Below are 25,213 nucleotides of genomic sequence, written 5' to 3' on the forward strand. Positions count from 1 at the left end.
ATCATGCTCCCGAGCGGCCGAACAGCGCGCGTGACAACAACGGACGATTGCGCACGCGCAACCAGAAAATGAACGCGACGATCGCCGCGACGAGCACGTGCAGCCCGACGAGACCGACGCCGAACGACATCTTGCCCTGCTCGATCTGCGCTTGCACGACGTTCAGCAGGTTCGAATACGTGAGGTAGATCAGCACGGCCATCACGAGGTTGATCGTGCGGCTGCGGCGCGGGTTCTGGTACGCGAGCGGGATGCCGAGCACCATCAGGTTCAGCGCGATCAGCGGCAGCCCCGCGCGCCACGCGAATTCCGCGAGATTGTCGCGCGTCGGGTTGCGCAGCAGGTCGGGCGTGGGCGTGCTGTTGGTGGTCTGCACGTTGACGACCGGCTTGCTGGTGATCTTCACGCCGTAGCGCTCGAATTCCATGATCTTGAAGTTCGGCTGGCCGGGCGTGCCGTCGTAGCGGCGGCCGTCTTCGAGGACGACGAAACGATCGCCGTCCTTCGCGGTTTCCGTATGGCCCGTCTGCGACACGACCACGTTGAGCTTGCCGTTTTCCGTCGACGTGACGAACACGTTCTGGACCTTGCTCTGGTCGGGCGACATCTTCTCGATGAAGAACACGCGATGGTTCGCGGCCGATTCGCGGAACTGGCCGGGCGCGAGCAGCGAGATTTCGTCGCGCTGCTGGAAACGTGCCTTGATCATCTTGCTCTGCTGGTTCGACCACGGCCAGCCGACGAACGCGAAGAACGCGATCAGCAGGACGATCGGCGTGGCGAACACGCCGATCGGCTTGATGAGGCGCGTGAGGCTCACGCCGGACGCGAGCCACACCACCATTTCGGAGTCCCGGTACCACCGGGTCAGCACGAACAGGATCGACACGAACAGCGTGACGACGAGCATCACGGCGAGGTAGCCGATCACGGTCAGGCCGATCAGCACGAGCACGTCCCGCGGATCGATTTCGCCGGACGCGGCGTAGCCGACGATGCGAATCATCATCGTCGTGAGCATGATCGTGAGCAGCACCATGAACACGGCGCCAGCCGTATACGCAAGCTCGCGCTGGAGGGAGCGTTCGAAGATCATTCTTGATGAGAAGAGGGCGGGAGGCTGCGCACGCGTGGTGGAGCGCTCGCGCCGCCACGGGAAAAATAGCGGATAATTGCGGCTTTCATCCTTAGCCCAGATTTTATCCGAGGACAAGCGCGATGGACTTTAGCATAAAAGGCTGTGATTGGAGCAAAGGCGAGGCCAAGGGGTTCCTGACCGGGAAGTCCGACTGCATCGTGCTCGGCATCTTCGAGGCGCAGACCCTGTCGGGCGCGGCGCTCGACATCGACACGGCCACCAAGGGGCTGATCTCGCGCGTGGTGAAGGCCGGCGACATGGACGGCAAGCGCGGCAAGACGCTGTTCCTGCACGAAGTGTCGGGCATCGGCGCGTCGCGCGTGCTGCTCGTCGGGCTCGGCAAGCAGGATGCTTTCAATCAGAAAGCCTATAACGACGCGGTGACCGCCGCCTGGCGCGCGCTGCTGGCGACCAAGGTCGTCCAGGTCACGTTCTCGCTCGCGCAACTGCCGGTCGACGAGCGCAGCTCCGACTGGGGCGTGCGCGCCGCGATCCTCGCGCTGCGCAACGAGACCTACCGCTTCACGCAGATGAAGAGCAAGCCGGAACCGGCGTCGCACACGCTCAAGCGTGTCGTGTTCAGCGTCGATCCGGCGGACGAAAAGGCCGCGAAGGTCGCGATCAAGCAGGCCGTCGCGCTCGCGAACGGGATGGATCTGACCCGCGACCTCGGCAACCTGCCGGGCAACGTCTGCACGCCGACCTATCTCGGCAACACCGCGAAGAAGATCGCGAAGGATTGGGGCCTGAAGGCCGAGGTCCTCGGGCTCAAGCAGATCCAGGCGCTGAAGATGGGGTCGTTCCTGTCGGTCGCCCGCGCGTCGGTCGAGCCGCCGCAGTTCATCGTGCTGCGCTACCAGGGCGCCGCCGCGAAGGCCGCGCCGGTCGTGCTGGTCGGCAAGGGCATCACGTTCGATACGGGCGGCATCTCGCTGAAGCCGGGCGAAGGCATGGACGAGATGAAGTACGACATGTGCGGCGCGGGCTCGGTGCTCGGCACGATCCGCGCGGTCGCCGAGATGGGCCTGAAGATCAACGTCGTCGCGATCGTGCCGACCTGCGAGAACATGCCGGGCGGCAATGCGACGAAGCCGGGCGACATCGTCACCAGCATGAAGGGGCTGACGATCGAGGTGCTGAACACCGACGCCGAAGGCCGCCTGATCCTGTGCGACGCGCTCACGTATGCCGAGCGCTTCAAGCCGGCCGCCGTGATCGACGTCGCGACGTTGACGGGTGCGTGCGTGATCGCGCTGGGCGGCCACAACAGCGGGCTGTTCTCGACGAACGACGCGCTCGCCGGCGAGTTGCTCGACGCGTCGCGCGAGGCGAACGACCCGGCATGGCGCATGCCGCTCGACGACGAGTACCAGGAACAGCTGAAGTCGAATTTCGCGGATCTCGCGAACATCGGCGGGCGTCCGGCCGGCGCCGTGACGGCCGCGTGCTTCCTGTCGCGCTTCACCGAGAGCTATCCGTGGGCTCACCTCGACATCGCGGGCACCGCATGGAAGGGTGGCGCGGCGAAGGGCGCGACGGGCCGTCCGGTGCCGTTGCTCGCGCAGTTCCTGATCGACCGCGCCGGCCAGTGATGGCGGCGCCGACGACGCTGCGGGTGCGCGGGCAATGACGCGGATCGATTTCCACTCGAACGTCGGCGATTCGCTTGCGTACGCGTGCCGGCTGCTGCGCAAGGCCTATCAGGCCGGGCAGCCGGTCGTCGTGCTCGCCGAGCCCGCGCGCCTGCGCGCGCTCGACGAGCGGCTCTGGACGTTCTCGCCGCTCGATTTCATCCCGCATTGCGGCATCGACAGCGAGCACGCCGCCGGCACGCCGATCGTGCTGGCCGCCGATCTCGACCGCGCGCCGCATCATCACGTGCTGCTGAACCTCGGCGCGACCGTGCCCGCGCAGTTCGCCCGCTTCGAACGCCTGCTCGAAGTGGTCGGCAACGCGCCGGACGAGCTGGCCGCGGGCCGCGACCGCTACCGGTTCTACCGCGACCGCGGCTATGCGCTGAACAACTACAAGCAGGGCGGCTAGCCGCAACCGTCGACGGAGTGTTCCCGTGACCGAAGCCGATTCATCCTCGATTCCGACGCTGACTGACGTGCTGGTGCCGGGCAAGCCGGCGCCGGCGCGCTCGCCCGCGTCGGCCGCCCCCCGGCCGCACGACGATGCGGCGATTCCGGTGCTCACCGACGTGATCGCGCCACCGGCCGCCGCGGGTGCCGCGTGGGCCGAATCGCGTAAAACCGAGGCCGACCCCGATTCCGTCGTGATCGAACCCGTGCCGACGCCGCACGTGCCGGCGGTCGAGCTGCCGGGCGACGCGGCGACGGCCGCCGCCGCGGGCGAAACCGATGCGCCGGCCGAGCCTGGCGCTGCCGAGCACGTGGTCGCGGAGGATGCGGCGGCGATGACGGCGCCGCTGCGCTCGTCGCTCGTCGATGACGACCTGCCGAAACACACGTTCGCCGCGATGGCGCGCGACGCGGCCGCGCACGCGCCCGAATCGGCGACGCCGGAGGTGGCCCTACCGGGCGCGGTGCCGCCGCAGCCGGATGCGCAGGCCGCAGTCGCGCTGACGCCGGAAGATGCGCAGCACATCGCCGAACGGCTTCGCAATCGCCTGACGAACTATCTGACCGGGGCAGGGCGCGACGCCATCGAAGCGCGTTGTCGCGATGCGCTGCACGAGCATTCGGCCTGGCTGGTCGGCCAGGTCACGCGCGAAGTCGCACTCGCGCTGGAAACCGAGGTGATGGACTGGGTGCGCGAGGCGGTCGATGAAGAGATCGCCCGTCGTCGCGCCGGTCATTCCGGCTGAACGGGCAATCGTTCGCGGCGGCGAAAAAAGAGAATGCGGGTGCAGTAAGCGCAGTAAACGCGTGCGAAGCCGCTGGGGAGGGACAGGTCGGTCAGTACGCGGCCGTCCTCTCGCGACGTCCCGCGCACAAGCGCACAAGGTGGGTACCCGCGCGGGTATTCGCTTTCAGCGTACCGACAGCACCCACTGGGCGAGCGTATGGGCCTCGGTGCTCGTCAGTTGCGTATTGGCGGGCATCGGCACGCTGCCCCATACGCCGACGCTGCCTTTCACGATCGATTGCGCCAGGTAGTCGACGCCGTCGCCGCGCACCGCGTACTTGCCGGCGATGTCGCGGAACGACGGACCCATCAGCGGCTTGCCGATCGCATGGCAGGCCATGCAGTTCTTGCGCTGCGCCAGCGCGAGTCCGTCGGCCTGGTCGGCATGCGCCGCCGCCGCGCTGCCGGTCAGCAGCATGGCGAGCAACACGCGCAATATCGTCTGTTTCATGCGGTTCTCCGCCGGCGGGGACGGCCGGCTTCATGGTCCGCGCATTATAGAAGCAAAGGGAACGCACGTTTTGCGCGTTCCCCGGGCGGCCCGTTTATCGGGGTCGCATGCGATGACGCCTCTGCATCAACCCGTGACCGCCCCCTGGTTCGCCGGCCGGGCGAGCGCCGCGAATTTGGCGAGCACGCCGCGCGTATAGCGGGGTGCCGGCTGCCGCCACGCAGCGCGGCGGCGCGCGAGTTCCGCGTCGTCGACGTTCAGTTGCAGCAGCAGCCGGTGCGCGTCGATCGTGATCGAATCGCCTTCCTGCACCAGCGCGATCGTGCCGCCGACGAACGCCTCAGGCGCGACGTGGCCGACCACCATGCCCCAGGTGCCGCCCGAGAAGCGGCCGTCCGTGATGAAGCCGACCGATTCGCCGAGCCCCTTGCCGATGATCGCGGACGTCGGTGCGAGCATTTCCGGCATGCCGGGGCCGCCCTGCGGGCCGAGGTAGCGCAGCACGAGGATGTCGCCCGCGCGGATCCGGTCGCCGAGGATCGCATCCATCGCGCTCTGCTCGTCGTCGAATACGCGCGCCGGGCCCGTGATCACCGGGTTCTTCAGGCCGGTGATCTTCGCGACCGCGCCGTCCTCCGCGAGATTGCCCTTCAGGATCGCGAGATGGCCCTCGTTGTACAGTGCGCGCTCGATCGGGAAGATCACGTCCTGGTCCGCGCGCGGCACGCTCGGCACGTCCTTCAACTCGTCGGCGATCGTGCGGCCCGTGATCGTCATGCAGTCGCCGTGCAGCAGCCCCGCGTCGAGCAGGATCTTCAGCACCTGCGGAATCCCGCCGGCCCGGTGCAGGTCGGTCGCGACGTACTTCCCCGACGGCTTCAGGTCGCAGATCACCGGCACGCGCTTGCGGATGCGCTCGAAATCGTCGATCGTCCAGTCGACCTCGGCCGCGTGCGCGATCGCGAGATAGTGCAGCACCGCATTGGTCGAGCCGCCGGTGGCCATGATCACCGACACCGCGTTCTCGATCGATTCCTTCGTGATGATGTCGCGCGGCTTCAGGTCGCGCTTCACGGCCTCGACCAGCACACGCGCCGATTCGGCGGCCGAATCGACCTTCTCCTGATCGGGGTTCGCCATCGTCGACGAATACAGCAGCGACATGCCGAGCGCCTCGAACGATGAACTCATCGTGTTCGCGGTGTACATGCCGCCGCACGAACCGGACGTCGGGCACGCGTTTTTCTCGACGCCTTCGAAGTCCTCCTGCGACATCCGGCCCGCGGTGAATTCGCCGACGGCTTCGAACGACGACACGATCGTCAGGTCGCGGCCCTTCCAGTTGCCCGGGCGGATCGTGCCGCCGTAGACGTAGATGCCCGGCACGTTCAGGCGCGCGAGCGCGATCATGCCGCCGGGCATGTTCTTGTCGCAGCCGCCGACCACCACGACGCCGTCCATCCACTGGCCCTGCACGCAGGTCTCGATGCAGTCGGCGATCACTTCGCGCGACACGAGCGAGTACTTCATCCCTTCGGTGCCCATCGACATGCCGTCCGAAATCGTCGGCGTGCCGAAGATCTGCGGGTTCGCGCCGGCGGCCTTGACGGCGTCGACGGCCGCGTCCGACAGGCGCTGCAAGCCGGAATTGCACGGCGTGATCGTCGAATGGCCGTTGGCAATGCCGATCATCGGCTTGTCGAAATCTTCCTTCTGGTAGCCGAGGGCGTAATACATCGAGCGGTTCGGCGAACGGGCCACGCCTTGCGTGATGTGCTTCGAGCGACGGTTGTACGACATGGGGGACTCCATCGTGGTATGGGCGTCGCTCGCGAGGGCGCGCCGGTTCGGATCGACCAAGCATGGGGTGTCCTGATTGGGATGTCCAATATATTATTTGTCGCCTATTAAGTCGTTTTGCGAATGAGTCGAACATGGCCGATCCGATCCCCGACCTGCGCCAGTGGCGCTATTTCGCGACCGTCGCCGACGAGCGCCATTTCGGCCGCGCGGCCGAGCGCCTGTCGATGACGCAGCCGCCGCTGTCGCAGGCGATTCGCGCGCTGGAGGACGCGCTGGGCGTCGCGCTGTTCGTGCGCACCAAGCGCTCGGTGGCGCTGACGGCGGTCGGTGCGGCGCTGCTGCCCGACGTGCGCCGGCTGCTGGCGTCGGCCGATGCGCTGCCGCCGCTGGCGCGCCGGCTCGCGCGCGGCGAGGCCGGTTCGCTGTCGCTCGCGTTCGTGTCGACCGCCGATTACGGGCTGTTGCCGTCGTTGCTGCGTGCGTTCGGCGCGCGCTATCCGCAGGTGCGGCTGCAGCTCGCGGAAGCGACGAGCGACGTGCAGATCGACGAACTCGTCGCCGGGCGCATCGACGCCGGGCTCGTCATTCCGCCCGTGCCGCCGCGTCACGCGGCCGGCTTGTCGTACCTGCCCGTCGTACGCGAGCCGCTGGTGGTCGCGATGCCGAGTACGGCTTCCGACGCGCCCGAGGACGAGCCGGTGCAGCTTGCCGACGTCGCCGCGTTGCCGCTCGTGATCTTTCCGCGTCGTTTGGCGCCCGGCTTTTATGACATCATTACGGGCTGCTACGGCGCGGCGGGGGAAACCCCGCGCATCGGTCAGGAAGCAATCCAGATGCAGACGATCGTCAGCCTCGTGTCGGCCGGCATGGGCGTCGCACTGGTGCCGCAATCGCTGCGTAACCTGCGGCGCACCGGCGTGGTCTACCGGCCGCTCGCCGGCCACGCGCCGCTCGTCGAGACGGGCCTCGTGTGGCGTACCGACGACGTGAGCCCCGTGCTTGCCGGGTTCATCGACGTCGTGCGCGCGCAGGGTCTTGCCGCATGACGTGAACGATGGCGTGCGGGCGCCGTCCAACGCGCGGTGCTGCGCGCGTGCGACGGCCGTACCGTATTCGAAAACTTCTTCGCTAATCCATGATCATTCACCCGAATTTCGACCCCGTTGCGATCCATCTCGGGCCGCTGGCCGTGCGCTGGTACGGCCTCATGTATCTCGTCGGCTTCATCGCGGCGATCGTCGTCGGCCGGATCCGCCTGAAGCTGCCGCATGTCGCGGCGCAGGGCTGGACCGCGAAGGACATCGACGACATGATGTTCTACGGCGTGCTCGGCACCGTGCTCGGCGGCCGGCTCGGCTACGTGCTGTTCTACAAGGCCGGTTTCTACTTCTCGCATCCGCTCGACGTGTTCAAGGTGTGGGAAGGCGGCATGTCGTTTCACGGCGGCTTCCTCGGCGTGACGCTCGCGATGATGCTGTTCGCGTGGCAGCGCAAGCGGCACTGGCTCCAGGTCACCGATTTCGTCGCGCCGATGGTGCCGACGGGGCTGGCGGCCGGGCGTCTCGGCAACTTCATCAACGGCGAACTGTGGGGCCGCGTGACCGATCCGACGGCGCCTTGGGCGATGCTGTTCCCGGGCGCGATGCGCGACGACGCGGCCTGGTTGCCGAAACATCCGGAGCTCGTCGAGAAGTGGCATCTCGCCGACGTGTTCATGCAATACCAGATGCTGCCGCGCCATCCTTCGCAGCTCTATGAAATCGCGCTCGAGGGGATCGCGCTGTTCTTCGTGCTGTTCTTGTTCGCGCGCAAGCCGCGGCCGATGGGCGCGATATCCGCGCTGTTCCTGATCGGTTATGGCCTCGCGCGTTTCACGGTCGAGTTTGCGCGCGAGCCGGACGACTTCCTCGGGCTGCTCGCACTCGGCCTGTCGATGGGGCAGTGGCTGTCGCTGCCGATGATTCTCGCGGGGATCGCGTTGATGGTCTGGGCGTATCGCCGCCGCGCGGCGAACGCGAATGCGGCTGCGTGACGTGGCTGCATGACGCGGTATCGATGCATGCGCGATCGGCGCGTGCATCGATACCCGGACGCGCATAAAAAACGCCGGCCCTCGGGCCGGCGTTTTTCGTTTCCGACAGCCGCGCGATGCGCGTTACTTCATCTGCACGGAGCCGTTGACGGTGACCGACACGGTGGCCTTGCCGCCTTCGACCGCGATCGGCGCGCTCATCTTCGCGCTGTCCATCGGCGCCGCGGCCATCGCCATCATGCGCGGGTACGGCTGCACGTTGCGGCCGCTGCCGACGTTCACGTCGCGGATCGTGTAGCTGCTGTAGCCGAACGCCTTCGCGGCTTCGTCCGCGCGGGCGCGGAACGACTTGATCGCTTCGGTCGTGAGCTTCTGCTCGGCCGTGCGCTGCGCTTCCGGCGACAGCGAGAACTCGACGTTCGCGACCTGCATCAGGTTCGACAACTGGCCCGCCAGCTTCGACGCCGCGGCGAAATCGCGCGATTCGAGCGCGACCTCGGTGCGGCCGCGCCATGCGGAGATCTTCCCGTCGCGATCGGTGCTCGGATACACGGAGAACGCGCCCGTGTGCGCGGTGACGCCCGACACGCCCTTCACCTGCGACAGGGCCGCGTCCGCGCGCTGGTTCAGCTGCGCGGTGAGGCTGCCCGGATCCTTGGCCTGCTGCTCATAGAACAGCGTGATGTGGATGATGTCCTGCGGCACGTCGGCACTGGCCTGCGACGAAAGCGACAGCACGCCGGCCGGCTCCGGAAAGTGCGGGTTCGCCGCCTGCGCGTGTGCGGCGGGCGACGCGAGCGTCAGCGCAACCGGAACGGCGGCGGCGAGGGCGAGCGACAGCGCGAGTGCGGATTTCTTGGTCATTGTTGGATTCCTTGTGCGAGGGCGCGCACGCGGGTCACGCGTGCGCGACGCGGGCGTACCGCGCAACGAAAAAACGACGGCCGGCCCGTTCGGCCGGCAGTGGTTGCTTAGGCTGCGCGACAGTGCCGCGAGTTCCGTTACGGTCGCGCGTACTGACCGGATTTGACCTTTGGCGCGCGCCTACTTCATCAGCTTTTCGGTGATGAATCGCCATTCCGCACGCGTGACGGGCGTGATCGACAGCCGGTTACCGCGCGCGAGCACGCGCATGTCGGCGAGTTCGTCGTGCTCGCGCAGCGTGGCGAGCGGCACGAGCGGCGACTTCTTCACGAAGCGCACGTCGACGAGCAGCCAGCGTGGCGCTTCCTGCGTCGATTTCGGGTCGTAATAGGGGCTTTTCGGATCGAACTGCGTGGGATCGGGGTAGGGCGTCGACGAGACTTCGGCGAGCCCGGCGATGCCCGGCTCGGGGCAGCTCGAGTGATAGAACAGCACGCCGTCGCCGATCTTCATCGTGTCGCGCATGAAATTGCGCGCCTGATAGTTGCGCACACCCGTCCACGGCAGCGAGCGCTGCGGTGCGTCGGCGAGATCGTCGATGCTTGCTTCGTCCGGTTCGGACTTCATCAGCCAGTATTGCATGGTCGTGGTCGACGCAGAAAAGGCTGCTACAAAAGAAAACGGCACCGGGACTTGCCCGATGCCGTTGGATAGGCCCCCACCTTGGCCGCTAGGCCGGCATCCTGAACCTGAGGTTCAGAATTGGTCGCAGTTAGCAGCACTTCGGGTACATCAGACAGAGTGACGCGCGCGCCCGTGCTACAAATTTCCGCAACCGTGCACATGGCATTGGTTCAAGGAATATATGACCTTGGCGAACCAGGCAGGGAAGCTGACTGAACTGTGATTCGATGCGCCAATTTGACCACCGTTGACCGTCGAGATCAAGGGGAATCGACGCATCGTTTGAAACGTTACTGCGTCTCGTGCTGTGCGAGCACCGCGCCGAGCTGTTCGTTCATCTGGTGCATTGTACGACGGATTTCCTCCGCCGGAAATGCTTCACCATGCCGCACGCTCGTTTGCAGCCGCAGCAATTCCGATGCGAGCGACAGCGCCGCCATCACCGCGATGCGATCGGTGCCGCGCACCGAGCTGTTCGAGCGGATTTTCGACATTTCGGCGTCGACGCGCGCGACCGCTTCGAGCAGCGCCGCTTCGGTCTCGGCCGAACAGGCGAGCCGATAGGGCTGACCGAGAATCGAGACTTCGATCTGCTTGGTGCTCATGCATGTTCTCCGTGGCTGGCCGTGTCATCGCCATCCGTGCGCGCCTGCGCATCCAGCAGGTCGAGCTGGTTGTCGGCTTGCTCCGCGCCCTTCGAGCGCGGCAGCTTTTCGAGAATCGCGTTCAGTTTCACCTGGGCGTCGTCGATCTTCGCCGACAACGTGTCGCGCTCGGCCGCGAGCGCATTGCGTTCGTCGCGCAGCTGCGCGAGCTCCGCGCGGACCGTGTCCGCTTCCGCGCGCAATTGCGCGACCTGCTCCTCGAGCGCGAGCCGTTCCGAGTGATAGCGCTTGTTCAGCGAAATCAGACGGCCAATATTTTGAGATAGGGTTTCGAGTTCGTTGAGCATTTGCTGCGTCCTCTAAAGACCCAGCATTTTAGCGCGGAATAACGCGCAATCCGACATCTGTAACGTTTCCAGTCGTAACACCCCTGCTTCTTGCCGCGAATAGGCGCGTCCCGCGCGGGTCCGGACGCTTCCTTGACGCTCGCGCGACCGGCTCCTAAACTGGCGCCGCCTCGGTGCTCGCGCGCAGGACGCGCGGTTAAACGGGAAGCAGGGTGCGGGCTCCAGGAGCGCGCCGACCTGCGCTGCCCCCGCAACGGTAAGCGGCCGCGTCGCGTGACGCAGGCCGGCTCGGGCGCGTTTCGCATGCAGTCGCATGCGGGCGCGGGCCACTGCGCGTCATCGCGCGGGAAGGCGAGCCGGACCGCCGCCAGCCCGGATACCGGCCGAGACGGGGAGCCCGCACGGGCTCCATGACGCGCGGCCTGCGGGGAAGCGGGGCGCGCAATGTTTCACGGAACGTTTCTTCGATGCCGACCCCAATCGTCCGCCACGCGCCGCTGTCGCGCCCGGCCGGCTCCCGCAAGCGGATGTGCCGCGCGTCGTGCGCGCGGCCGGGCGCGGCATGAGCGCCGCGCGCGCCGCCGCGATCTGGGCCGCGCTGGCCGCCGTGGTCGCGCTGCTGTTCGTCGCGTCGCTGTCGATCGGCAGCGTGCCGATGTCGCCGTGGCAGGCGCTCGCGTCGCTCGTGCCGCACGGCGGCGATACCCTGTTCGCCGATATCGTCCGGACGCTGCGCCTGCCGCGCGCGCTCGCGGGTTTCGCGTGCGGCGCGCTGCTCGCGCTGGCCGGTGCGCTGTTGCAGGTGCTGCTGCGCAACCCGCTCGCGGAGCCGTATGTGCTCGGCGTGTCCGGCGGCGCGGCCGGCTTCGCGCTCGTCGCGATGATCGCGGGCGGCGCGTGGTGGCTCGTCGACGCGTCGGCGTTCGCCGGTTCGCTCGTCTCGGTCGCGCTCGTGCTCGGGCTCGCGAGGCGCGAGCTGTGGCGCGGCGAATCGCGCGACGCCTCGCCGCGGCTGCTGCTCACGGGCGTCGTGATCGCGGCGGGGTGGGGCGCGCTCGTCACGCTGTTGCTGTCGCTCGCGCCCGACGCGCGGCTGCGCGGCATCATCTTCTGGCTGACGGGCGACCTGAACGGCGCGACGGCGCCGTGGTTCGCGTGGGGCGCGCTGTTGCTGAGCGCATGCGTCGCGCTGCCGGCCGCGCCGCAACTGAACGTGCTGCTGCGCGGCGACGCGACCGCGCTCGCGCTCGGCGTGCCGGTCGCACGCCTGCGCGTGCGGATCTATCTCGTCGCGTCGCTGGCCGCCGCGGCCGCCGTGACGACGGCCGGTACGATCGGCTTCGTCGGGCTCGTCGTGCCGCATGGGTTGCGGCTCGCGTTCGGCAACGACCAGCGGATGCTGCTGCCGGCCGCGATGATTGCGGGTGGCGGCGGCGTGATGGCGGCCGACCTGCTGGCGCGCACCGCGATCGCGCCCGCGCAATTGCCGGTGGGCGCGATGACCGCGTTGATCGGCGTGCCGGTGTTCCTGTGGATGTTGCTGAGGAGACCGATGCGATGACGGGCGCCGCCGCACCGCACGCCGCTGCCGGCGACATGCGCTACAGGGCCGTCGAGCTGACGCTGAAGGCCGGCGCGCGCACGCTGCTCGAGCGCTTCACGCAGGCGTTCCGCCCCGGCGAGATCTGGTGTGTCGCCGGACCGAACGGCGCGGGCAAGACGACGCTGCTCGCCACGCTCGCGGGATTGCAGCCGCCGGCCGGCGGACACGTCGAGATCGACGGCCGGCCGCTTGCCGCGTGGCGTCCCGGGCAACTCGCGCAGCGCCGCGCGCTGATGCCGCAGCAATTGCACGATGCGTTCAGCGCGACCGTGTTCGACACGGTGCTGCTGAACCGCTTTCCGTATCTCGGCGGCTGGGGCTGGGAGCGCGACGGCGACCGCACGGCCGCGCGCGATGCGCTCGCGACGTTCGACCTGAGCGCGCTCGCGTCGCGCGACGTGATGTCGCTGTCGGGCGGCGAGCGGCAGCGGGTCGCACTAGCCGCGACGCTGTGCCAGGATGCGCCGCTGATGCTGCTCGACGAGCCGCTCGCGCATCTCGACCTGCATCACCAGATCGACTGCCTGACCGCGTTGGCCGCGTGGCTCGCGGCAGGCCCGCGCACGGTGATGTTTTCGTGTCACGACCTGAACCTCGCGCGGCGTTTCGCGACGCATGCGCTGTTGCTCGACGGCCGCGGCCATGCGTGGGCCGGCCCCGTGCACGACGTGCTGACGCCCGAGCGCGCGAGCGACGCGTTCGGCTATCCGCTCGTGCTGATCCGCGAGAACGGCCGCGATGCGCTGCTGCCGGCATGGCCTGCGCGACAATGACCCTTTCCGTTCCGATTTTTCCGATGCGCGGCGCCTGCCGCGCCCACGACACGGCTCCCCGATGACGACTCCGACCTGTTTCCCGCCCGCGATCGCGCCGCTCGACGACGCGCTGCGCACGCGCCTGCAACATGTGATCGACCACAAGACCAAGCCGCCCGGCAGCCTCGGCCAGCTCGAGGCGCTCGCGCTGCAGATCGGGCTAATCCAGCGCACCGAGCGGCCGGTCGTGCAGCGTCCCGTGACGATCGTGTTCGCGGGCGACCACGGCATCGCGGCCGAAGGCGTCAGTCCTTATCCGCAAGCGGTGACCGCGCAGATGGTCGCGAACTTCCTGGCCGGCGGCGCGGCGATCAACGCGTTCTCGGGCGTCGCGCAGAGCACGCTCGAGATCGTCGATGCGGGCGTCGCGTCGCCGCTGCCGCCGTCGGAGCGGCTCGTGTCGCTGCCGGTCGCGCGCGGTACGCGCAACTTCGCGACGGAACCGGCGATGACGCGCGAAGAAGCGATGACGGCGCTGGCCGCCGGCGCGGCGCGCGTGCGTCTGCACGCGTCGCTCGGCACGAACGCGATCGGCTTCGGCGAGATGGGGATCGCGAACACGTCGTCGGCCGCGTGCCTGATGAGCCGCCTGCTCGACGTGCCGATCGATGCATGCGTCGGTCGCGGCACGGGGCTCGACGACCAGGGCCTCGCGCACAAGCGCGCGGTGCTCGGCCGCGCGCTCGTCAAGCACGCGCATGCGATCGCGCCGCTCGACGTGCTCGCGACGTTCGGCGGCTTCGAGATCGCGATGATGGCGGGCGCGTACCTCGCGGCCGCGAGCGAGCGGATGACGATCCTCGTCGACGGCTTCATCGCGAGCGCCGCGCTGCTCGTCGCCGAGCGCATCGCGCCCGGCGTGCGCGACTACTGCGTGTTCTCGCATACGTCGCACGAGGCCGGCCACCGGCGCATGCTCGAGCATTTCGGCGCGAAGCCGCTGCTCGCGCTCGACCTGCGGCTCGGCGAAGGCACGGGCGCCGCGCTCGCGCTGCCGCTCGTGCGCGCGGCGGCCGCGTTCCTCGCCGAGATGGCGAGCTTCGAGTCCGCCGGCGTCGACGATCGTGACGCCTGAGCGCGCGCGCGGCATGCGGGCCGAACTGCGCTACTTCTTCGTCGCGCTCGGCTATTTCACGCGCGTGCCCGTGCCGCGCTCGATCGGCTACGCGGCTGGCGATCTCGATCAGGCCGCGCGTTATTTCCCGCTCGTCGGCGCGTGCGTGGGCGCATGGGGCGCGCTGGTCTATCTCGTCGCACTGCGCGCGCTGCCCGTGTCGATCGCGGTCGGGCTGTCGATGGCCGCGACGCTGCTCGCGACCGGCGCATTCCACGAAGACGGCCTGGCCGACAGTTGCGATGCGTTCGGCGGCGGTTACACGCGCGACGACGTGCTGCGTATCATGCACGATTCGCGGATCGGCACGTTCGGCGCGGTCGCGCTCGTGATCGCGCTCGGACTGAAATGGCAGGCGCTGATGTCGATGCTGCCGTTGCGCGCCGCATGGACGATGATCGCCGCGCATGCGGCGAGCCGCGCGATGGCCGTGAGCCTGCTGATGTCGCTCGACTACGTGCGGCCCGAAGGCAAGGCGAAGCCGGTTGCGCAACGCATGGGAGCACGCGCGGCGTGCATCGCGGCGGCGTTCGGGATGCCGTGGCTGTTCTGGCCGGACTGGCGCATGGGCGTCGCCGCGTGCGTGGTGCTCGTGCTCGTGCGTGCGTGGCTCGCGCGCTATTTCGTGAAGCGGATCGGCGGCTATACGGGCGACGGTCTCGGTTTCGCGCAGCAACTGGGCGAACTGGCGATCTATCTCGTGGTGCTCGGATGGACGTCGTTCTGATCCGTCATCCGGCCGTCGGCATCGAGCCGGGCATCTGCTACGGACGCAGCGACGTGCCGCTCGCCGAATCGGCCGACGACGGCGCGCAGGCCGTGCGTGCGCATCTGTCGGCACTCGGCGCGCCGTCACCCGAACGGGTCTGGACGAGCCCGCTCGCACGTTGCGCGTCGATTGCCGAACGGCTCGCGCGGGCATTCGACGTGCCGCTGCGGTGCGATGCCGACTGGCAGGAAATGGATTTCGGCGCATGGGAAATGCAGCGCTGGGACGACATCGACCGCGCGGCCCTCGATGCGTGGGCGGCCGACCTGATGCATGCATGCGCGCACGGCGGAGAAAGCGTGGCGCGATTCGTCGCGCGGGTCGCGCGGCAGGCCGATACGATGGCGACGCTCGACGGCTCGCAATGGGTCGTCACGCATGCGGGCGTGATCCGCGCGTTCGCGTCGCATGTGTTGCGCGTGCCGCTCGACACGCTGCTGTCGCGGCCCGTGCCGACGGGCGGGGTCGTCTGGCTGCGCACGAACGACGACGCGCAAGCATGGGAAATCGTGCACTGGGACGCATGGGCGCACGTGCGTCCGCAATGAACGACGCCGCGCACGTTCGATCCGTCTCGGGCGCCGCACGCATCCGGCATCGGTGCACGACAATGCGCCAGCCGCCGGCAATCAGCGCGCCGGCCGCCGCGCACGCGCGGCATCCAGATCCTCGCACAGCGCGGCCGCGCCCTGCACGATCCGCGGCGACGGCCGCGTCAGCAGATCGCCGTCGATCGCGAACAGGTTGTGGCGCGCGACGGCCATCAGCGCGGGCCACGCACGCCACCGCGCGAGGCTCGGCAGCGGTTCGGTCGAACGCGTCGCCCCCGCGCTCGTCGTCACGATCGCTTCCGGATTCGCCGCGAGCACGGCCTCGTCGGTCACGGTCGGCGCGAGCGGCTTGAGCGAGGCGAACACGTTGCGGCCGCCGCATAGTTCGAATACTTCGTCGATCAGGTGCGTGCCGTTGAGCGTCGTCAGCGGGCGGTCCCACACCTGGAAGAACAGCGTGACGGGCGGGCGTGCCGCGTAGCGTGCGCGTAGCGCCGCGAGGTCCCGCGTGAACGCAGCGGCGGCGGCATCGGCGGTCGGTTGCGTGCCGAGCAGCGTGCCGAGCCGGCGCAGCGACGACGACACGTCGTCGAGATGCTTCGGTTCGCTGAAGAACAGCGGGATGTGCAGCGCGCGCAGCGCATCGGTCTGCCGCTCGGCGTTGCCGTGCCGCCAGACGACGATCAGGTCGGGCTTCAATGCGGCGATGCGTTCGAGATCGAGCGCCTTGTTGTCGCCGACGCGCGGCACCGCTTGCGCGGCGGCCGGATAGTCGCTGTACGTGACGGTGCCGACGAGCTTCGCGCCGCCGCCGGCCGCGTAGACGAGCTCGGTCGCGTGCGGCGCGAGGCTGATCACGCGCTGCGCGGGCGCGGGCAGCGTGACCGTGTCGCCGGCGTCGTCGCGCGTCGCGACATCGGCGTGGACGAGCGGCGCATGAGCGAGCGCCGCGAGCAGTGCGGCCGGCGCGAGCCGGCGGAACGGGCGCGGCCTCATGCCGGGACTCGCTGCAGCAACGGCACGCAATGCGCGAGCGCATCGCCGAGGCGCCGCCATTCGGCTTCGCTGCCCGGCAGGCCGACGCGCACGCTCGACGGGGTCGGGAAGTGCCGCGTCCAGATCCCGCGCGTCGCGAGCGCCGCATGCAGCGCCGCGGCCCGCGGGTCGTCGGTCCAACTGAAGAGCGGCGTCGCGCGAACCGCGAAGCCGTGCGTGCGCAGCAGCGCGGCCAGTCGTTCGCCGTCGGCCGCGAGCCGCTCGCGGGCGGCCGCTTGCCACGCGCGATCGGCGAATGCCGCGGCGACCGCGTGGCGTGCGGGGCCGCCGACCGTCCACGCGCCGAGCCGGTCGCGCAACGCGACGACGCGGTCGGGGCATGCGAGCACGAAGCCCGCGCGGATCCCGGCGAGCCCGAAGAACTTGCCGACCGAGCGCAGCACGACGAGGCCGGGACGATCGACCTGCGGCGCGAGCGATGGCGTGGCGCCCGTATCGGCGAACGCTTCGTCGACGATCAGCGTTCCGCCGCGTGCCGCCAGTTGCGCATGCCAGCCGAGCAGGCGCGCGGTCGGCACGAACTCGGCGGTCGGATTGTTCGGATTCCCGACGATGACGTGGCGCAGCGTCGCGGGCAGCGTATCGGCGCGGATGTCCAGCGCGACGACACGATGGCCGTGGCGCGCGAACGCGGGCGCATATTCGCCGTACGCGAGCGCCGCGACGCCGGCGTCGCCGGCCGGCAGCAAGCCGGGCAACGCGCGGATCGCGGCCTGGCTGCCGGCGACCGGCAGCACGTGCGCGGCATCGGGCGCGCGGTAGTACTGCGCGGCGCAGGCCGCGAGGCCGTCGCCGTCGTCGGGTAGTCGGCGCCATGCGTCGGCCGGGACGGGCGGCACCGGGAAGCCCGCCGGATTGATGCCGGTCGACAGGTCGAGCCACGCGTCGTACGGAATGCCGTGGCGGCGGGCGGCTTCGTGCAGGTTGCCGCCGTGCGCGATGGATGAATCAGACATGATGGGTGGCCATGACGAGTGCGCCGCTCGCGACCAGCAGCGCGAGCCACAGGGCGAGCGTGCGCGTGACGAGCGACAGCGCGGCGACGATGTGGACGGCAGTTGCCGTGGCGCCGGTGCCGAGCGCCGGGCGATCCTCGATCTCGCCGTGATAGACGGCCGGGCCGCCGAGCTGCACGTTCAGGCTGCCGGCACCCGCGGCCATGACGGGGCCCGCGTTCGGGCTGTCCCAGTGGCGCGCCTGCGTGCGCCAGCAGCGCCACGCGGCGGCCGTGTCGCCGAGCAGCGCGTAGCTCGCGGCGGTGAGGCGTGCGGGCATCCAGTTCAGCGCGTCGTCGATGCGTGCGGCAGCCCAGCCGAAGGTCAGGAAGCGGGGCGTGCGATAGCCCCACATCGCGTCGAGCGTGTTTGCGAGCCGGAACAGCAACGCGCCGGGACCGCCCGCGACGACGAACCAGAAGAGCGCGCCGAAGATCGCGTCGTTGCCGTTCTCGAGCGCCGATTCGACGGCCGCGCGCGACAGCGCGCCTTCGTCCGCGCTGCCGGTGTCGCGCGACACGATGCGTGCGGTCAGCGTGCGCGCCGCGTCGAGGTCGCGCCGCAGCAGCGCGGCGGCGATCGGCGCGACGTGGTCGGCGAGGCTCTTCGCGCCGAGCGCGAACCACAGCAGCGCGACGTGCAGCGCAGCCGCGAACGGCCACGGCAGCGCGCAGACGAGCCATGCCGCGACGGCCACCGGCGGCACGACCGCCGCGAGCCATGCGGCGACGCCGACCAGGCGGCCGCGCCGGCCCGTGTTCAGCGCGGCTTCGATGCGCGCGGCGACGCGGCCGAACGCGACGAGCGGATGCCAGCCGGCCGGCTCGCCGATGGCGCGGTCGACGAGCGCGGCCGCGACCGCGAGCATCGCGACGACGGGCAGCGACAGCATCAGCATGGCTGCGCGCTCGCCTTGAGGTCGAGCGGCAGCCCGGCAACCAGCAGCGTGACGCGCGTCGCGAGCGCGGCGACGCGCTGGTTCAGGCGCCCGAGCTCGTCGACGTAGCGGCGCGTGACCGACCCGAGCGGCACGACGCCGAGCCCGATCTCGTTGCTGACGACGATCACCTTCGCGCGCGCGCCGCGCAACGCGTGCTCGAGCCGCTCGACGTGCGTCGCGTACTGCGCGTCGTCGAGCGGGTCGCCTTCTGCGGGGCACAGCAGGTTCGTGAGCCACAGCGTCAGGCAGTCGACGAGCAGGCACGCGTGCGGATCGTCGAGCCGCGCGAGCGTGCCCGCGAGATCGACGGGCGCGTCGGCGAACCCCCAGTCGGCCGGCCGGCGCGCGCGATGATGCGCGATGCGTTGCGCGAATTCGGCATCGGCGGCGGTCGCGGTCGCGATGTAGGTGACGGGACGGCCGCTGTCGGCGGCGAGCCGCTCGGCATGCGCGCTCTTGCCCGAGCGTGCGCCGCCGAGGACGAAGGTGAGGTCGTGCGGAATCATCGCGTGATTGTAACGGCGCGCGCGCCGCGCCGCGGGCGATAATGCCGCCTTTGCTTCGCGACGACCTTTTACACGATGAATGCACCCGAGCCGCGGCCGCGCGGCACGCTGATGATCCAGGGCACGACGTCCGACGCGGGCAAGAGCACGCTCGTCGCGGGCCTGTGCCGCCTCGCGCGCCGCGGCGGCGCACGCGTGGCGCCGTTCAAGCCGCAGAACATGGCGCTCAACAGCGCGGTGACGGTCGACGGCGGCGAGATCGGCCGCGCACAGGCGTTGCAGGCGCTGGCCGCCGGCGTCGCGCCGCATACGGATTTCAATCCGGTCCTGCTGAAGCCGACGAGCGACCGCGGCGCGCAGGTGATCATTCACGGCAAGGCGCGCATGAACCTCGACGCGCGGGCGTATCACGACTACAAGCCGGTCGCGTTCGATGCGGTGCTCGAATCGTATGCGCGCCTGCGCGCCGGGTACGACACGGTGATCGTCGAAGGCGCGGGCAGCCCGGCCGAGATCAACCTGCGCGACGGCGACATCGCGAACATGGGGTTTGCCGAGCGCGTCGACTGCCCGGTCGTGCTCGTCGCCGACATCGATCGCGGCGGCGTGTTCGCGCATCTGGTCGGCACGCTCGCATGCCTGTCGGACAGCGAGCGCGCGCGCGTGCGCGGCTTCGTGATCAACCGCTTCCGCGGCGACCTCGCGCTGCTCGAACCCGGGCTCGACTGGCTGCGCGCCCGGACGGGCAAGCCGGTGTTCGGCGTGCTGCCGTACCTGCACGGGTTGCTGCTCGACGCGGAGGACATGCTGCCCGCACAGGCGCGCAGCGCCGCCGCACGCGGCGATGCCGGCGTGTTGCGCGTCGTCGTGCCCGCGCTGCCGCGCATCAGCAACCACACCGATTTCGACCCGCTGCGCGCGCATCCGCAGGTCGAATTCACGTACTGGAAGAGCGGCCCCGTGCCCGACGCGGACCTGCTGATCCTGCCCGGTTCGAAGAGCGTGCAGCGCGACCTCGCGTGGCTGCGCGACACGGGCTGGGACGCGCGGATCCGGCGTCATCTGCGCTACGGCGGCAAGGTGATCGGCATCTGCGGCGGCATGCAGATGCTCGGCCGCACGCTCGACGATCCGCTCGGCCTCGAAGGTGCGCCCGGCAGCGTGCCGGGGTTCGGGCTGCTCGGTTTCGACACGACGCTGCAACCCGACAAGACGCTGAAGAACGTGACCGGGCAACTCGCGCTGCCGGGCGAGGCAGCCGTGCGCGGTTACGAGATCCACATGGGCGACACGCGCGGGCCGGCGCTCGCGACGCCCGCGCTGACGCTGGCCGCCGATGCCGCGCAGGATGGCGTGCGTCCCGACGGCGCGATGTCGGCCGACGGCCAGATCCTCGCGACCTATGTGCACGGGCTGTTCGACGCGCCCGACGCGTGCGCGGCGCTGCTCGCGTGGGCGGGGCTCGACGGGGCGGCGCGCATCGACTACCCGGCGCTGCGCGAGGCTTCGCTCGAGCGGCTGGCCGACACGTTCGCCGCGCATCTCGACCTCGACGCGCTGTACGCCGAGTTTCGGTGACGGCGGGCCGGTCCGCCCTCGCTTTTTCCGCCCGATCGCGTACAACGAAGGAGGGCGGAGGTCCGCCCGAAGGAGGGCGACGATGAGGGCTCGATGGTGGTGGAGCGTGCTGCTTGCGGCGCTGCTGGGCGCGTCGGCGGCGCATGCGTGCGATTCGTATGCGCCGGGCGGCGGCCAGTCCGGCGGCGACGCAACGCAAGGCAAGAGCGGTTACTGAGCAGGACGGAGGGCATGTTCGGTCATGCCCTTTTTTCGCTTCGATTCGTTCTGGATAAGAATCAATTTAATCGTCATGGCGTGTTTATCGGCCGAATCGATTCGAATAGAGTGCGATCCATTCCCATCCACTCCCGAAGGAAGCCGTCATGAACGCCAACCGCCTGAACGATTTCGCCGCGACGTTGCTGCGCGTCGCCCTCGGCGTGCTGTACCTCGCGCACGTCGCGCAGAAAGTATTCGTCTTCACGCTGCCCGGCACCGCACAGTTCTTCGCGTCGATCGGCCTGCCGGGCTGGCTCGCGTACCTGACCACGTTCGTCGAACTGGCGGGCGGGCTGGCGCTGCTCGCGGGGTTCCGCGTGCGCATCGCCGCGCTGGTGCTGCTGCCGTTCATGCTCGGCGCGCTCGCCGCGCATCTGCCGAACGGCTGGAGCTTCTCGTCGCCGCACGGCGGCTGGGAATATCCGGCGTTCTGGGCCGTCACGCTGGCCGTGCAGGCCCTGCTGGGCGGCGGCGCGTTCGCGATCGGCGCGGCGGAGGCCGCGGCCGGGCGCGCGTAATGTGAAGGAACGCGCACGAAAGCGGCCCGCGGGTCGCCGCGACCGGTTCCGGTGACACCCCGTTTGCCGATATCATCGCTCCCTGTATCCGCAATCGAGCGGCGCCTGCCATGCGGCCGGCGCCGCGCGGCTTTATCGGGGGAATTCATGACGGTCATCGTGGTGGCGAATCCGAAGGGCGGCGTGGGGAAGAGCACGCTGTCCACCAATCTAGCCGGCTATTTCGCGGCGCAGGGCGCGTGGGTCGCGCTGGCCGACCTGGACCGGCAGCAGTCCGCGCATGCGTGGCTCGACCTGCGGCCGGCCGGCTTGCCGACGATCGAGGCGTGGGATCTCGATCCGGACGCGCCGTCGAAGCCGCCGCGCGGCCTCGAATATGCGGTGATCGATACGCCGGCCGGCCTGCACGGCACGCGGCTGAACGTCGCGCTGCAACTGGCCGACAAGGTGATCGTGCCGCTGCAGCCGTCGATGTTCGATATTCTCGCAACCCAGCAGTTTCTGGAGCGCCTCGCCGGCGAGAAGGCCGTGCGCAAGGGCGGCGTCGAGGTCGGGATCGTCGGGATGCGGGTCGATGCGCGCACGCGCTCGTCCGATCAACTGCACCGGTTCGTCGAAGGGCTCGGCCTGCCGGTGCTCGGCTACGTGCGCGACACGCAGAACTACGTGCAGATCGCCGCGCACGGCCTGACGCTGTGGGACGTCGCGAAAAGCCGCGTCGAGAAGGATCTCGAACAGTGGCGGCCGATCGTCGAATGGGCCGAGCGCCGCATGCCGAAGGCCGACAAGGCCGCGAAAGCGTCCTGACCCGCCCGCGCGCGGGCCGCGCTGCAAGCGGCGAGCGCGGCGGATTCCGTCAAAAGGACAAAGGGCCCGATCCGGCATCGCGCCGAATCAGGCCCTCCGTCCGTATGTGGCGGCTCGGTGTTGGCCGCCGGGCGCCCGTCGCATCGCGGCGACACCCGGCGTGTCGCGACACCCCGGCGGCCGCGCGGATCAGCTCCAGCTCTGCGTCGGCACGTGGTCCCGGTGGCCCTTGATCTTGTTGCCGTCGTCGATGAACACGAGCTTCGGCTTCCAGCCGGCCTGCAGTTCGGCTTCGTCGACCATCGCGAACGCCGCGATGATCACGAGGTCGCCGAGCTGCGCGCGGCGCGCGGCCGAGCCGTTCAGCGAGATCATCCCGCTGCCGCGCTCGCCCTTGATCGCGTACGTCGAGAAGCGTTCGCCGTTGTTGATGTTCCAGATGTCGATCCGTTCGTTTTCGATCAGGCCCGCCGCTTCGAGCAGGTCTTCGTCGATCGCGCACGAACCTTCGTAATGCAGTTCGCAGTGCGTGACCGCCGCACGGTGGATCTTCGATTTGAGCATGTGGCGCTGCATGGTGTCTCCGGTGAGGCGTCGTGAGAGGCGCGGGCGGGCGCCCGTCAGATTTCCAGGTTGTCGATGAGGCGCGTCGCGCCGAGCTTCGCGGCCGCGAGCACGACGAGCGGCTCGCCGGCTTCGAGTTCGGCGGCGCTCGGTGCGATCAGGTTCGCGCGGCGGCGGATCGCGATGTAGTCGGGCACCCAGCCGCGTTCGGCCAGGTGCGTGTGCGCGTGCCGCTCGAGCTTGCCGAGATCGCGTTCGCCGCCGAGCACGCTGTCGCGCACGCGCTGCAGCGTTTTCGCCAGTTCGGGCGCTTCCTTGCGCTCGTCGGTGGTCAGGTAGCGGTTGCGCGACGACAGTGCGAGGCCGTCCTCGTCGCGCACGGTTTCGGCTGCGACGATGTCGACCGGCAGCGCGAGCTGCTGGCACATCCGGCGCACGATCATCAACTGCTGGTAGTCCTTCTTGCCGAACACGGCGACGCGCGGCTGCACGCAGGACATCAGCTTCGTGACCACCGTGCACACGCCGGCGAAGAAGCCCGGACGGAATTCGCCTTCGAGAATCCCGCCGAGATCGTCCGGCGGCAGCACGCGGTATTCCTGCGGCTCGGGGTACATGTCGCGCTCGGTCGGCGCGAACAGCACGTACACGTTTTCCTGCTGCAGCTTCTCGATATCGTCCTGGAGCGTGCGCGGATACTTGTCGAAATCCTCGTTCGGGCCGAATTGCAGCCGGTTGACGAAGATGCTCGCCACGACCGGGTCGCCGTGCTGGCGCGCGAGGCGCATCAGCGACAGGTGCCCTTCGTGCAGGTTGCCCATCGTCGGCACGAACGCCGTGCGGTTCTGTCCGCGCAGCTGGTCGCGCAGTTCCTGGATCGAGCTGATGACTTTCATGATTCGGGTAGCGGGTTCCTCGCGCAGGCGCGCGTTGACGCCGCGGCAGCGGCGTCGGGGTCGAAGCGGAGAACGCCGGCGCGCGGGCGGCGCATCGGGCGTCGGCGGATTGTAGAGGATTTGGCCGCGGCACGCACCGATAAAAGAACGATCGTTCACTTTTTATCGGAGCGTGCCGGACACCCGCCGGATGGCCACTCGCCGCGGCTCAGCGGCGAGCGTCGGAACGAACCGGGAACGGGAAGCGGCGGGGGCGGCCCTTACGCGGGCAGGTACGCGAGGCGCACGTAGATCGGCGCGAACGGCTCGGCCTGCGTGATCTCGAGCAGCGATTCGCGCGCGAGTTCGAGCATCGCGATGAAGTTCACGACGACGACCGGCACGCCGCGCGACGTGTCGAACAGGTCGGCGAACTCCATGAAGCGCGCGTTCTGCAGCCGGCGCAGGATCAGGCTCATGTGTTCGCGTACCGACAGCTCCTCGCGGGAGATCTTGTGATGCTGGACGAGCTTCGCGCGCTTGAGCACGTCGGCCCACGCGGCGCGCAGATCGTCCGAATTCACGTCGGGAAAGCGCGGCGTGACGCTTTGCTCGATATACACCTCGGCGCGCAGGAAATCGCGGCCGAGCTGCGGCAACTGGTCGAGCCGCTGCGCGGCGAGCTTCATCTGCTCGTACTCGAGCAGTCGGCGCACGAGTTCGGCGCGCGGATCCTCGGCTTCCTCGCCGGTGTCGGCCTTCTTGACCGGCAGCAGCATCCGCGACTTGATTTCGATCAGCATCGCGGCCATCAGCAGGTATTCGGCCGCCAGCTCGAGATTCGACGTGCGGATCTGGTCGACGTAGCCCAGATACTGCGCGGTGACCTGCGCCATCGGGATGTCGAGCACGTTGAAGTTCTGCTTGCGGATCAGGTACAGCAGCAGGTCGAGCGGGCCTTCGAACGTCTCGAGGAACACCTCGAGCGCGTCGGGCGGGATGTAGAGATCCTGCGGCAGCTTGAAGAGCGGCTCGCCGTACAGGCGAGCGAAGGCCGCGACACCGTCGACCGTGTCGGGCGTCGAATCGGCGCCCGCGGGCGCGGCGATCGCGTCGTCCTGCCGGGCGGCGCTGGCCTCGTCGGCGGCGCTCACGTCGTCAGAAGTTCTGGTAGTAGACGTACGGCGTTTGCTTCACGCGCGATTCCTGCTGCTCGGCGCGCTCGTCGAGATCGATCGGCTGCTTGTCCCACAACAGGGAACGGCCCTTGCGTTGCTCTTCCTCGAGCGTCGGCTTCTGCTGCTTGAGCTGGTTCAGGAACTGCGTGACGTCGGACTGGTACGGCATGGCTGGATCTTCCGTTTCGGGCGGCGCACGATGCGCCGGATTCGCGATGGCGGGATTTTACCGCATCGCGGGGAACAGCCGGCGCCAATCGCGCGTCGAAACCGCGGGCGGTGCCGGCG

The 25,213-nt window shown here is 69.2% G+C and carries 29 protein-coding genes, 1 other RNA gene and 1 riboswitch; of the genes, 14 read left to right on the plus strand and 16 right to left on the minus strand.

What is annotated here, in order from left to right; all coding sequences use genetic code 11:
• Nucleotide 1: 1 nt before the first annotated feature.
• On the minus strand, nt 2-1,096 hold the full coding sequence (gene lptF, locus WS95_RS18220) for an LPS export ABC transporter permease LptF (RefSeq protein WP_034208148.1): 1,095 nt from the start codon (nt 1,094-1,096) through the stop codon (nt 2-4).
• A gap of 122 nt (nt 1,097-1,218) precedes the next feature.
• Here lptF and WS95_RS18225 point away from each other — a divergent pair, with 122 nt between their 5' ends.
• The 3 genes from WS95_RS18225 to WS95_RS18235 are packed head-to-tail and all read left to right on the plus strand — an operon-like array spanning nt 1,219 to nt 3,968.
• Nucleotides 1,219-2,730, plus strand: a complete 1,512-nt coding sequence (locus WS95_RS18225; protein WP_059824940.1) for a leucyl aminopeptidase — start codon at nt 1,219-1,221, stop codon at nt 2,728-2,730.
• 34 nt (nt 2,731-2,764) lie between these two features.
• Nucleotides 2,765-3,181 (plus strand): DNA polymerase III subunit chi, encoded by a 417-nt coding sequence (locus WS95_RS18230; RefSeq protein WP_034208146.1) that lies wholly within the window; start codon nt 2,765-2,767, stop codon nt 3,179-3,181.
• Between the two features lie 25 nt (nt 3,182-3,206).
• Nucleotides 3,207-3,968: a DUF2486 family protein gene (locus tag WS95_RS18235; RefSeq protein WP_059824942.1), complete on the plus strand. Its 762-nt coding sequence runs from the start codon at nt 3,207-3,209 to the stop codon at nt 3,966-3,968.
• A gap of 165 nt (nt 3,969-4,133) precedes the next feature.
• On the opposite strand, the gene WS95_RS18240 is transcribed toward WS95_RS18235, so the two are convergent.
• On the minus strand, nt 4,134-4,460 hold the full coding sequence (locus WS95_RS18240; protein WP_059824944.1) for a c-type cytochrome: 327 nt from the start codon (nt 4,458-4,460) through the stop codon (nt 4,134-4,136).
• A 126-nt stretch (nt 4,461-4,586) separates the two neighbouring features.
• The gene (gene ilvD / locus WS95_RS18245) at nt 4,587-6,260 is read right to left on the minus strand and encodes a dihydroxy-acid dehydratase (protein ID WP_059782284.1); all 1,674 of its coding nucleotides are present in this window, start codon (nt 6,258-6,260) and stop codon (nt 4,587-4,589) included.
• A gap of 134 nt (nt 6,261-6,394) precedes the next feature.
• Between ilvD and WS95_RS18250 the strand changes: the two genes are divergently transcribed.
• Entirely contained in the window at nt 6,395-7,309 is a 915-nt protein-coding gene (locus WS95_RS18250; protein WP_034208142.1) for a LysR substrate-binding domain-containing protein, read from the plus strand.
• Nucleotides 7,310-7,398: 89 nt separating this feature from the next.
• Complete coding sequence (lgt, locus tag WS95_RS18255; RefSeq protein ID WP_034208141.1) at nt 7,399-8,295, plus strand: prolipoprotein diacylglyceryl transferase; 897 nt, start codon at nt 7,399-7,401, stop codon at nt 8,293-8,295.
• Nucleotides 8,296-8,418: 123 nt separating this feature from the next.
• On the opposite strand, the gene WS95_RS18260 is transcribed toward lgt, so the two are convergent.
• The 5 genes from WS95_RS18260 to WS95_RS18280 form a co-directional block, all read right to left on the minus strand.
• Nucleotides 8,419-9,159 carry an SIMPL domain-containing protein gene (locus WS95_RS18260; protein WP_059824946.1) on the minus strand — a complete coding sequence of 247 codons (741 nt, stop codon included), beginning with the start codon at nt 9,157-9,159 and terminating at the stop codon, nt 8,419-8,421.
• Between the two features lie 180 nt (nt 9,160-9,339).
• Nucleotides 9,340-9,801, minus strand: coding sequence for an EVE domain-containing protein (locus WS95_RS18265; RefSeq protein WP_034208139.1), 462 nt, complete (start codon nt 9,799-9,801; stop codon nt 9,340-9,342).
• 69 nt (nt 9,802-9,870) lie between these two features.
• Nucleotides 9,871-10,052, minus strand: a non-coding RNA gene (gene ssrS, locus WS95_RS18270) — 6S RNA.
• Nucleotides 10,053-10,133: 81 nt separating this feature from the next.
• Nucleotides 10,134-10,448, minus strand: coding sequence for a cell division protein ZapA (locus tag WS95_RS18275; protein WP_006478091.1), 315 nt, complete (start codon nt 10,446-10,448; stop codon nt 10,134-10,136).
• Nucleotides 10,445-10,795 carry an ATPase gene (locus tag WS95_RS18280; RefSeq protein ID WP_034208138.1) on the minus strand — a complete coding sequence of 117 codons (351 nt, stop codon included), beginning with the start codon at nt 10,793-10,795 and terminating at the stop codon, nt 10,445-10,447. Before WS95_RS18280 ends, WS95_RS18275 begins: the two co-directional genes overlap by 4 nt.
• Nucleotides 10,796-10,949: 154 nt before the next feature.
• Nucleotides 10,950-11,197: riboswitch (cobalamin riboswitch) on the plus strand.
• A gap of 160 nt (nt 11,198-11,357) precedes the next feature.
• On the opposite strand from WS95_RS18280, the gene WS95_RS18285 reads away from it, so the two are divergent.
• The 5 genes from WS95_RS18285 (at nt 11,358) to cobC (ending at nt 15,644) form a co-directional block, all read left to right on the plus strand.
• A complete protein-coding gene (locus tag WS95_RS18285) occupies nt 11,358-12,356 on the plus strand; it encodes a FecCD family ABC transporter permease (RefSeq protein WP_034208750.1) in 999 nt (332 codons plus the stop codon).
• Nucleotides 12,353-13,171: an ABC transporter ATP-binding protein gene (locus WS95_RS18290; RefSeq protein ID WP_034208137.1), complete on the plus strand. Its 819-nt coding sequence runs from the start codon at nt 12,353-12,355 to the stop codon at nt 13,169-13,171. Before WS95_RS18285 ends, WS95_RS18290 begins: the two co-directional genes overlap by 4 nt.
• A gap of 61 nt (nt 13,172-13,232) precedes the next feature.
• Nucleotides 13,233-14,288, plus strand: a complete 1,056-nt coding sequence (gene cobT / locus WS95_RS18295) for a nicotinate-nucleotide--dimethylbenzimidazole phosphoribosyltransferase (protein WP_059782288.1) — start codon at nt 13,233-13,235, stop codon at nt 14,286-14,288.
• Nucleotides 14,289-14,301: 13 nt separating this feature from the next.
• On the plus strand, nt 14,302-15,054 hold the full coding sequence (locus WS95_RS18300) for an adenosylcobinamide-GDP ribazoletransferase (RefSeq protein ID WP_059825104.1): 753 nt from the start codon (nt 14,302-14,304) through the stop codon (nt 15,052-15,054).
• Nucleotides 15,039-15,644: an alpha-ribazole phosphatase gene (gene cobC, locus WS95_RS18305; protein ID WP_059824947.1), complete on the plus strand. Its 606-nt coding sequence runs from the start codon at nt 15,039-15,041 to the stop codon at nt 15,642-15,644. Before WS95_RS18300 ends, cobC begins: the two co-directional genes overlap by 16 nt.
• An 81-nt stretch (nt 15,645-15,725) precedes the next feature.
• On the opposite strand, the gene WS95_RS18310 is transcribed toward cobC, so the two are convergent.
• Genes WS95_RS18310 through cobU form a run of 4 tightly spaced genes read right to left on the minus strand, consistent with a single transcriptional unit; the run spans nt 15,726 to nt 19,144 of the window.
• The gene (locus WS95_RS18310) at nt 15,726-16,643 is read right to left on the minus strand and encodes a cobalamin-binding protein (protein WP_059824949.1); all 918 of its coding nucleotides are present in this window, start codon (nt 16,641-16,643) and stop codon (nt 15,726-15,728) included.
• Nucleotides 16,640-17,659, minus strand: a complete 1,020-nt coding sequence (cobD, locus tag WS95_RS18315; protein ID WP_059824951.1) for a threonine-phosphate decarboxylase CobD — start codon at nt 17,657-17,659, stop codon at nt 16,640-16,642. Before cobD ends, WS95_RS18310 begins: the two co-directional genes overlap by 4 nt.
• Nucleotides 17,652-18,596, minus strand: coding sequence for an adenosylcobinamide-phosphate synthase CbiB (gene cbiB / locus WS95_RS18320; RefSeq protein ID WP_034208131.1), 945 nt, complete (start codon nt 18,594-18,596; stop codon nt 17,652-17,654). The genes cobD and cbiB overlap by 8 nt, the downstream gene beginning before the upstream one ends.
• On the minus strand, nt 18,590-19,144 hold the full coding sequence (cobU, locus tag WS95_RS18325; RefSeq protein ID WP_034208130.1) for a bifunctional adenosylcobinamide kinase/adenosylcobinamide-phosphate guanylyltransferase: 555 nt from the start codon (nt 19,142-19,144) through the stop codon (nt 18,590-18,592). The genes cbiB and cobU overlap by 7 nt, the downstream gene beginning before the upstream one ends.
• A gap of 75 nt (nt 19,145-19,219) precedes the next feature.
• On the opposite strand from cobU, the gene WS95_RS18330 reads away from it, so the two are divergent.
• From WS95_RS18330 to WS95_RS18340, 4 genes are all read left to right on the plus strand, one after another.
• A complete protein-coding gene (locus WS95_RS18330) occupies nt 19,220-20,722 on the plus strand; it encodes a cobyric acid synthase (protein WP_059824952.1) in 1,503 nt (500 codons plus the stop codon).
• 82 nt (nt 20,723-20,804) lie between these two features.
• A complete protein-coding gene (locus WS95_RS35775) occupies nt 20,805-20,939 on the plus strand; it encodes a hypothetical protein (protein ID WP_257139847.1) in 135 nt (44 codons plus the stop codon).
• Nucleotides 20,940-21,087: 148 nt separating this feature from the next.
• The gene (locus WS95_RS18335) at nt 21,088-21,501 is read left to right on the plus strand and encodes a DoxX family protein (protein WP_034208128.1); all 414 of its coding nucleotides are present in this window, start codon (nt 21,088-21,090) and stop codon (nt 21,499-21,501) included.
• 147 nt (nt 21,502-21,648) lie between these two features.
• Entirely contained in the window at nt 21,649-22,308 is a 660-nt protein-coding gene (locus WS95_RS18340) for a ParA family protein (protein WP_034208127.1), read from the plus strand.
• A gap of 189 nt (nt 22,309-22,497) precedes the next feature.
• On the opposite strand, the gene panD is transcribed toward WS95_RS18340, so the two are convergent.
• The 4 genes from panD to WS95_RS18360 all read right to left on the minus strand — a co-directional run bounded on the left by panD (nt 22,498) and on the right by WS95_RS18360 (nt 25,094).
• Entirely contained in the window at nt 22,498-22,884 is a 387-nt protein-coding gene (gene panD, locus WS95_RS18345) for an aspartate 1-decarboxylase (protein WP_034208126.1), read from the minus strand.
• 44 nt (nt 22,885-22,928) lie between these two features.
• Nucleotides 22,929-23,768, minus strand: coding sequence for a pantoate--beta-alanine ligase (gene panC / locus WS95_RS18350; RefSeq protein WP_034208125.1), 840 nt, complete (start codon nt 23,766-23,768; stop codon nt 22,929-22,931).
• Between the two features lie 260 nt (nt 23,769-24,028).
• Nucleotides 24,029-24,901, minus strand: a complete 873-nt coding sequence (locus WS95_RS18355; protein ID WP_012329011.1) for a segregation and condensation protein A — start codon at nt 24,899-24,901, stop codon at nt 24,029-24,031.
• 4 nt (nt 24,902-24,905) lie between these two features.
• On the minus strand, nt 24,906-25,094 hold the full coding sequence (locus WS95_RS18360; protein WP_009692996.1) for a DUF3460 family protein: 189 nt from the start codon (nt 25,092-25,094) through the stop codon (nt 24,906-24,908).
• Nucleotides 25,095-25,213 lie beyond the last annotated feature (119 nt).

This window comes from Burkholderia sp. MSMB1826 (assembly GCF_001526325.1).
In the GTDB taxonomy this organism is placed as follows: Bacteria; Pseudomonadota; Gammaproteobacteria; order Burkholderiales; family Burkholderiaceae; genus Burkholderia.

Excerpts from the sequence above, each read along its gene's own strand:
- lptF (WP_034208148.1), bottom strand. The coding sequence starts at position 1,096 with ATGATCTTCGAACGCTCCCTCCAGCGCGAGCTTGCGTATACGGCTGGC.
- WS95_RS18225 (WP_059824940.1), top strand. The coding sequence starts at position 1,219 with ATGGACTTTAGCATAAAAGGCTGTGATTGGAGCAAAGGCGAGGCCAAG.
- WS95_RS18230 (WP_034208146.1), top strand. The coding sequence starts at position 2,765 with ATGACGCGGATCGATTTCCACTCGAACGTCGGCGATTCGCTTGCGTAC.
- WS95_RS18240 (WP_059824944.1), bottom strand. The coding sequence starts at position 4,460 with ATGAAACAGACGATATTGCGCGTGTTGCTCGCCATGCTGCTGACCGGC.
- ilvD (WP_059782284.1), bottom strand. The coding sequence starts at position 6,260 with ATGTCGTACAACCGTCGCTCGAAGCACATCACGCAAGGCGTGGCCCGT.
- WS95_RS18250 (WP_034208142.1), top strand. The coding sequence starts at position 6,395 with ATGGCCGATCCGATCCCCGACCTGCGCCAGTGGCGCTATTTCGCGACC.
- lgt (WP_034208141.1), top strand. The coding sequence starts at position 7,399 with ATGATCATTCACCCGAATTTCGACCCCGTTGCGATCCATCTCGGGCCG.
- WS95_RS18260 (WP_059824946.1), bottom strand. The coding sequence starts at position 9,159 with ATGACCAAGAAATCCGCACTCGCGCTGTCGCTCGCCCTCGCCGCCGCC.
- WS95_RS18265 (WP_034208139.1), bottom strand. The coding sequence starts at position 9,801 with ATGCAATACTGGCTGATGAAGTCCGAACCGGACGAAGCAAGCATCGAC.
- WS95_RS18275 (WP_006478091.1), bottom strand. The coding sequence starts at position 10,448 with ATGAGCACCAAGCAGATCGAAGTCTCGATTCTCGGTCAGCCCTATCGG.
- WS95_RS18280 (WP_034208138.1), bottom strand. The coding sequence starts at position 10,795 with ATGCTCAACGAACTCGAAACCCTATCTCAAAATATTGGCCGTCTGATT.
- WS95_RS18285 (WP_034208750.1), top strand. The coding sequence starts at position 11,358 with ATGAGCGCCGCGCGCGCCGCCGCGATCTGGGCCGCGCTGGCCGCCGTG.
- WS95_RS18290 (WP_034208137.1), top strand. The coding sequence starts at position 12,353 with ATGACGGGCGCCGCCGCACCGCACGCCGCTGCCGGCGACATGCGCTAC.
- cobT (WP_059782288.1), top strand. The coding sequence starts at position 13,233 with ATGACGACTCCGACCTGTTTCCCGCCCGCGATCGCGCCGCTCGACGAC.
- WS95_RS18300 (WP_059825104.1), top strand. The coding sequence starts at position 14,302 with ATGCGGGCCGAACTGCGCTACTTCTTCGTCGCGCTCGGCTATTTCACG.
- cobC (WP_059824947.1), top strand. The coding sequence starts at position 15,039 with ATGGACGTCGTTCTGATCCGTCATCCGGCCGTCGGCATCGAGCCGGGC.
- WS95_RS18310 (WP_059824949.1), bottom strand. The coding sequence starts at position 16,643 with ATGAGGCCGCGCCCGTTCCGCCGGCTCGCGCCGGCCGCACTGCTCGCG.
- cobD (WP_059824951.1), bottom strand. The coding sequence starts at position 17,659 with ATGTCTGATTCATCCATCGCGCACGGCGGCAACCTGCACGAAGCCGCC.
- cbiB (WP_034208131.1), bottom strand. The coding sequence starts at position 18,596 with ATGCTGATGCTGTCGCTGCCCGTCGTCGCGATGCTCGCGGTCGCGGCC.
- cobU (WP_034208130.1), bottom strand. The coding sequence starts at position 19,144 with ATGATTCCGCACGACCTCACCTTCGTCCTCGGCGGCGCACGCTCGGGC.
- WS95_RS18330 (WP_059824952.1), top strand. The coding sequence starts at position 19,220 with ATGAATGCACCCGAGCCGCGGCCGCGCGGCACGCTGATGATCCAGGGC.
- WS95_RS35775 (WP_257139847.1), top strand. The coding sequence starts at position 20,805 with ATGAGGGCTCGATGGTGGTGGAGCGTGCTGCTTGCGGCGCTGCTGGGC.
- WS95_RS18335 (WP_034208128.1), top strand. The coding sequence starts at position 21,088 with ATGAACGCCAACCGCCTGAACGATTTCGCCGCGACGTTGCTGCGCGTC.
- WS95_RS18340 (WP_034208127.1), top strand. The coding sequence starts at position 21,649 with ATGACGGTCATCGTGGTGGCGAATCCGAAGGGCGGCGTGGGGAAGAGC.
- panD (WP_034208126.1), bottom strand. The coding sequence starts at position 22,884 with ATGCAGCGCCACATGCTCAAATCGAAGATCCACCGTGCGGCGGTCACG.
- panC (WP_034208125.1), bottom strand. The coding sequence starts at position 23,768 with ATGAAAGTCATCAGCTCGATCCAGGAACTGCGCGACCAGCTGCGCGGA.
- WS95_RS18360 (WP_009692996.1), bottom strand. The coding sequence starts at position 25,094 with ATGCCGTACCAGTCCGACGTCACGCAGTTCCTGAACCAGCTCAAGCAG.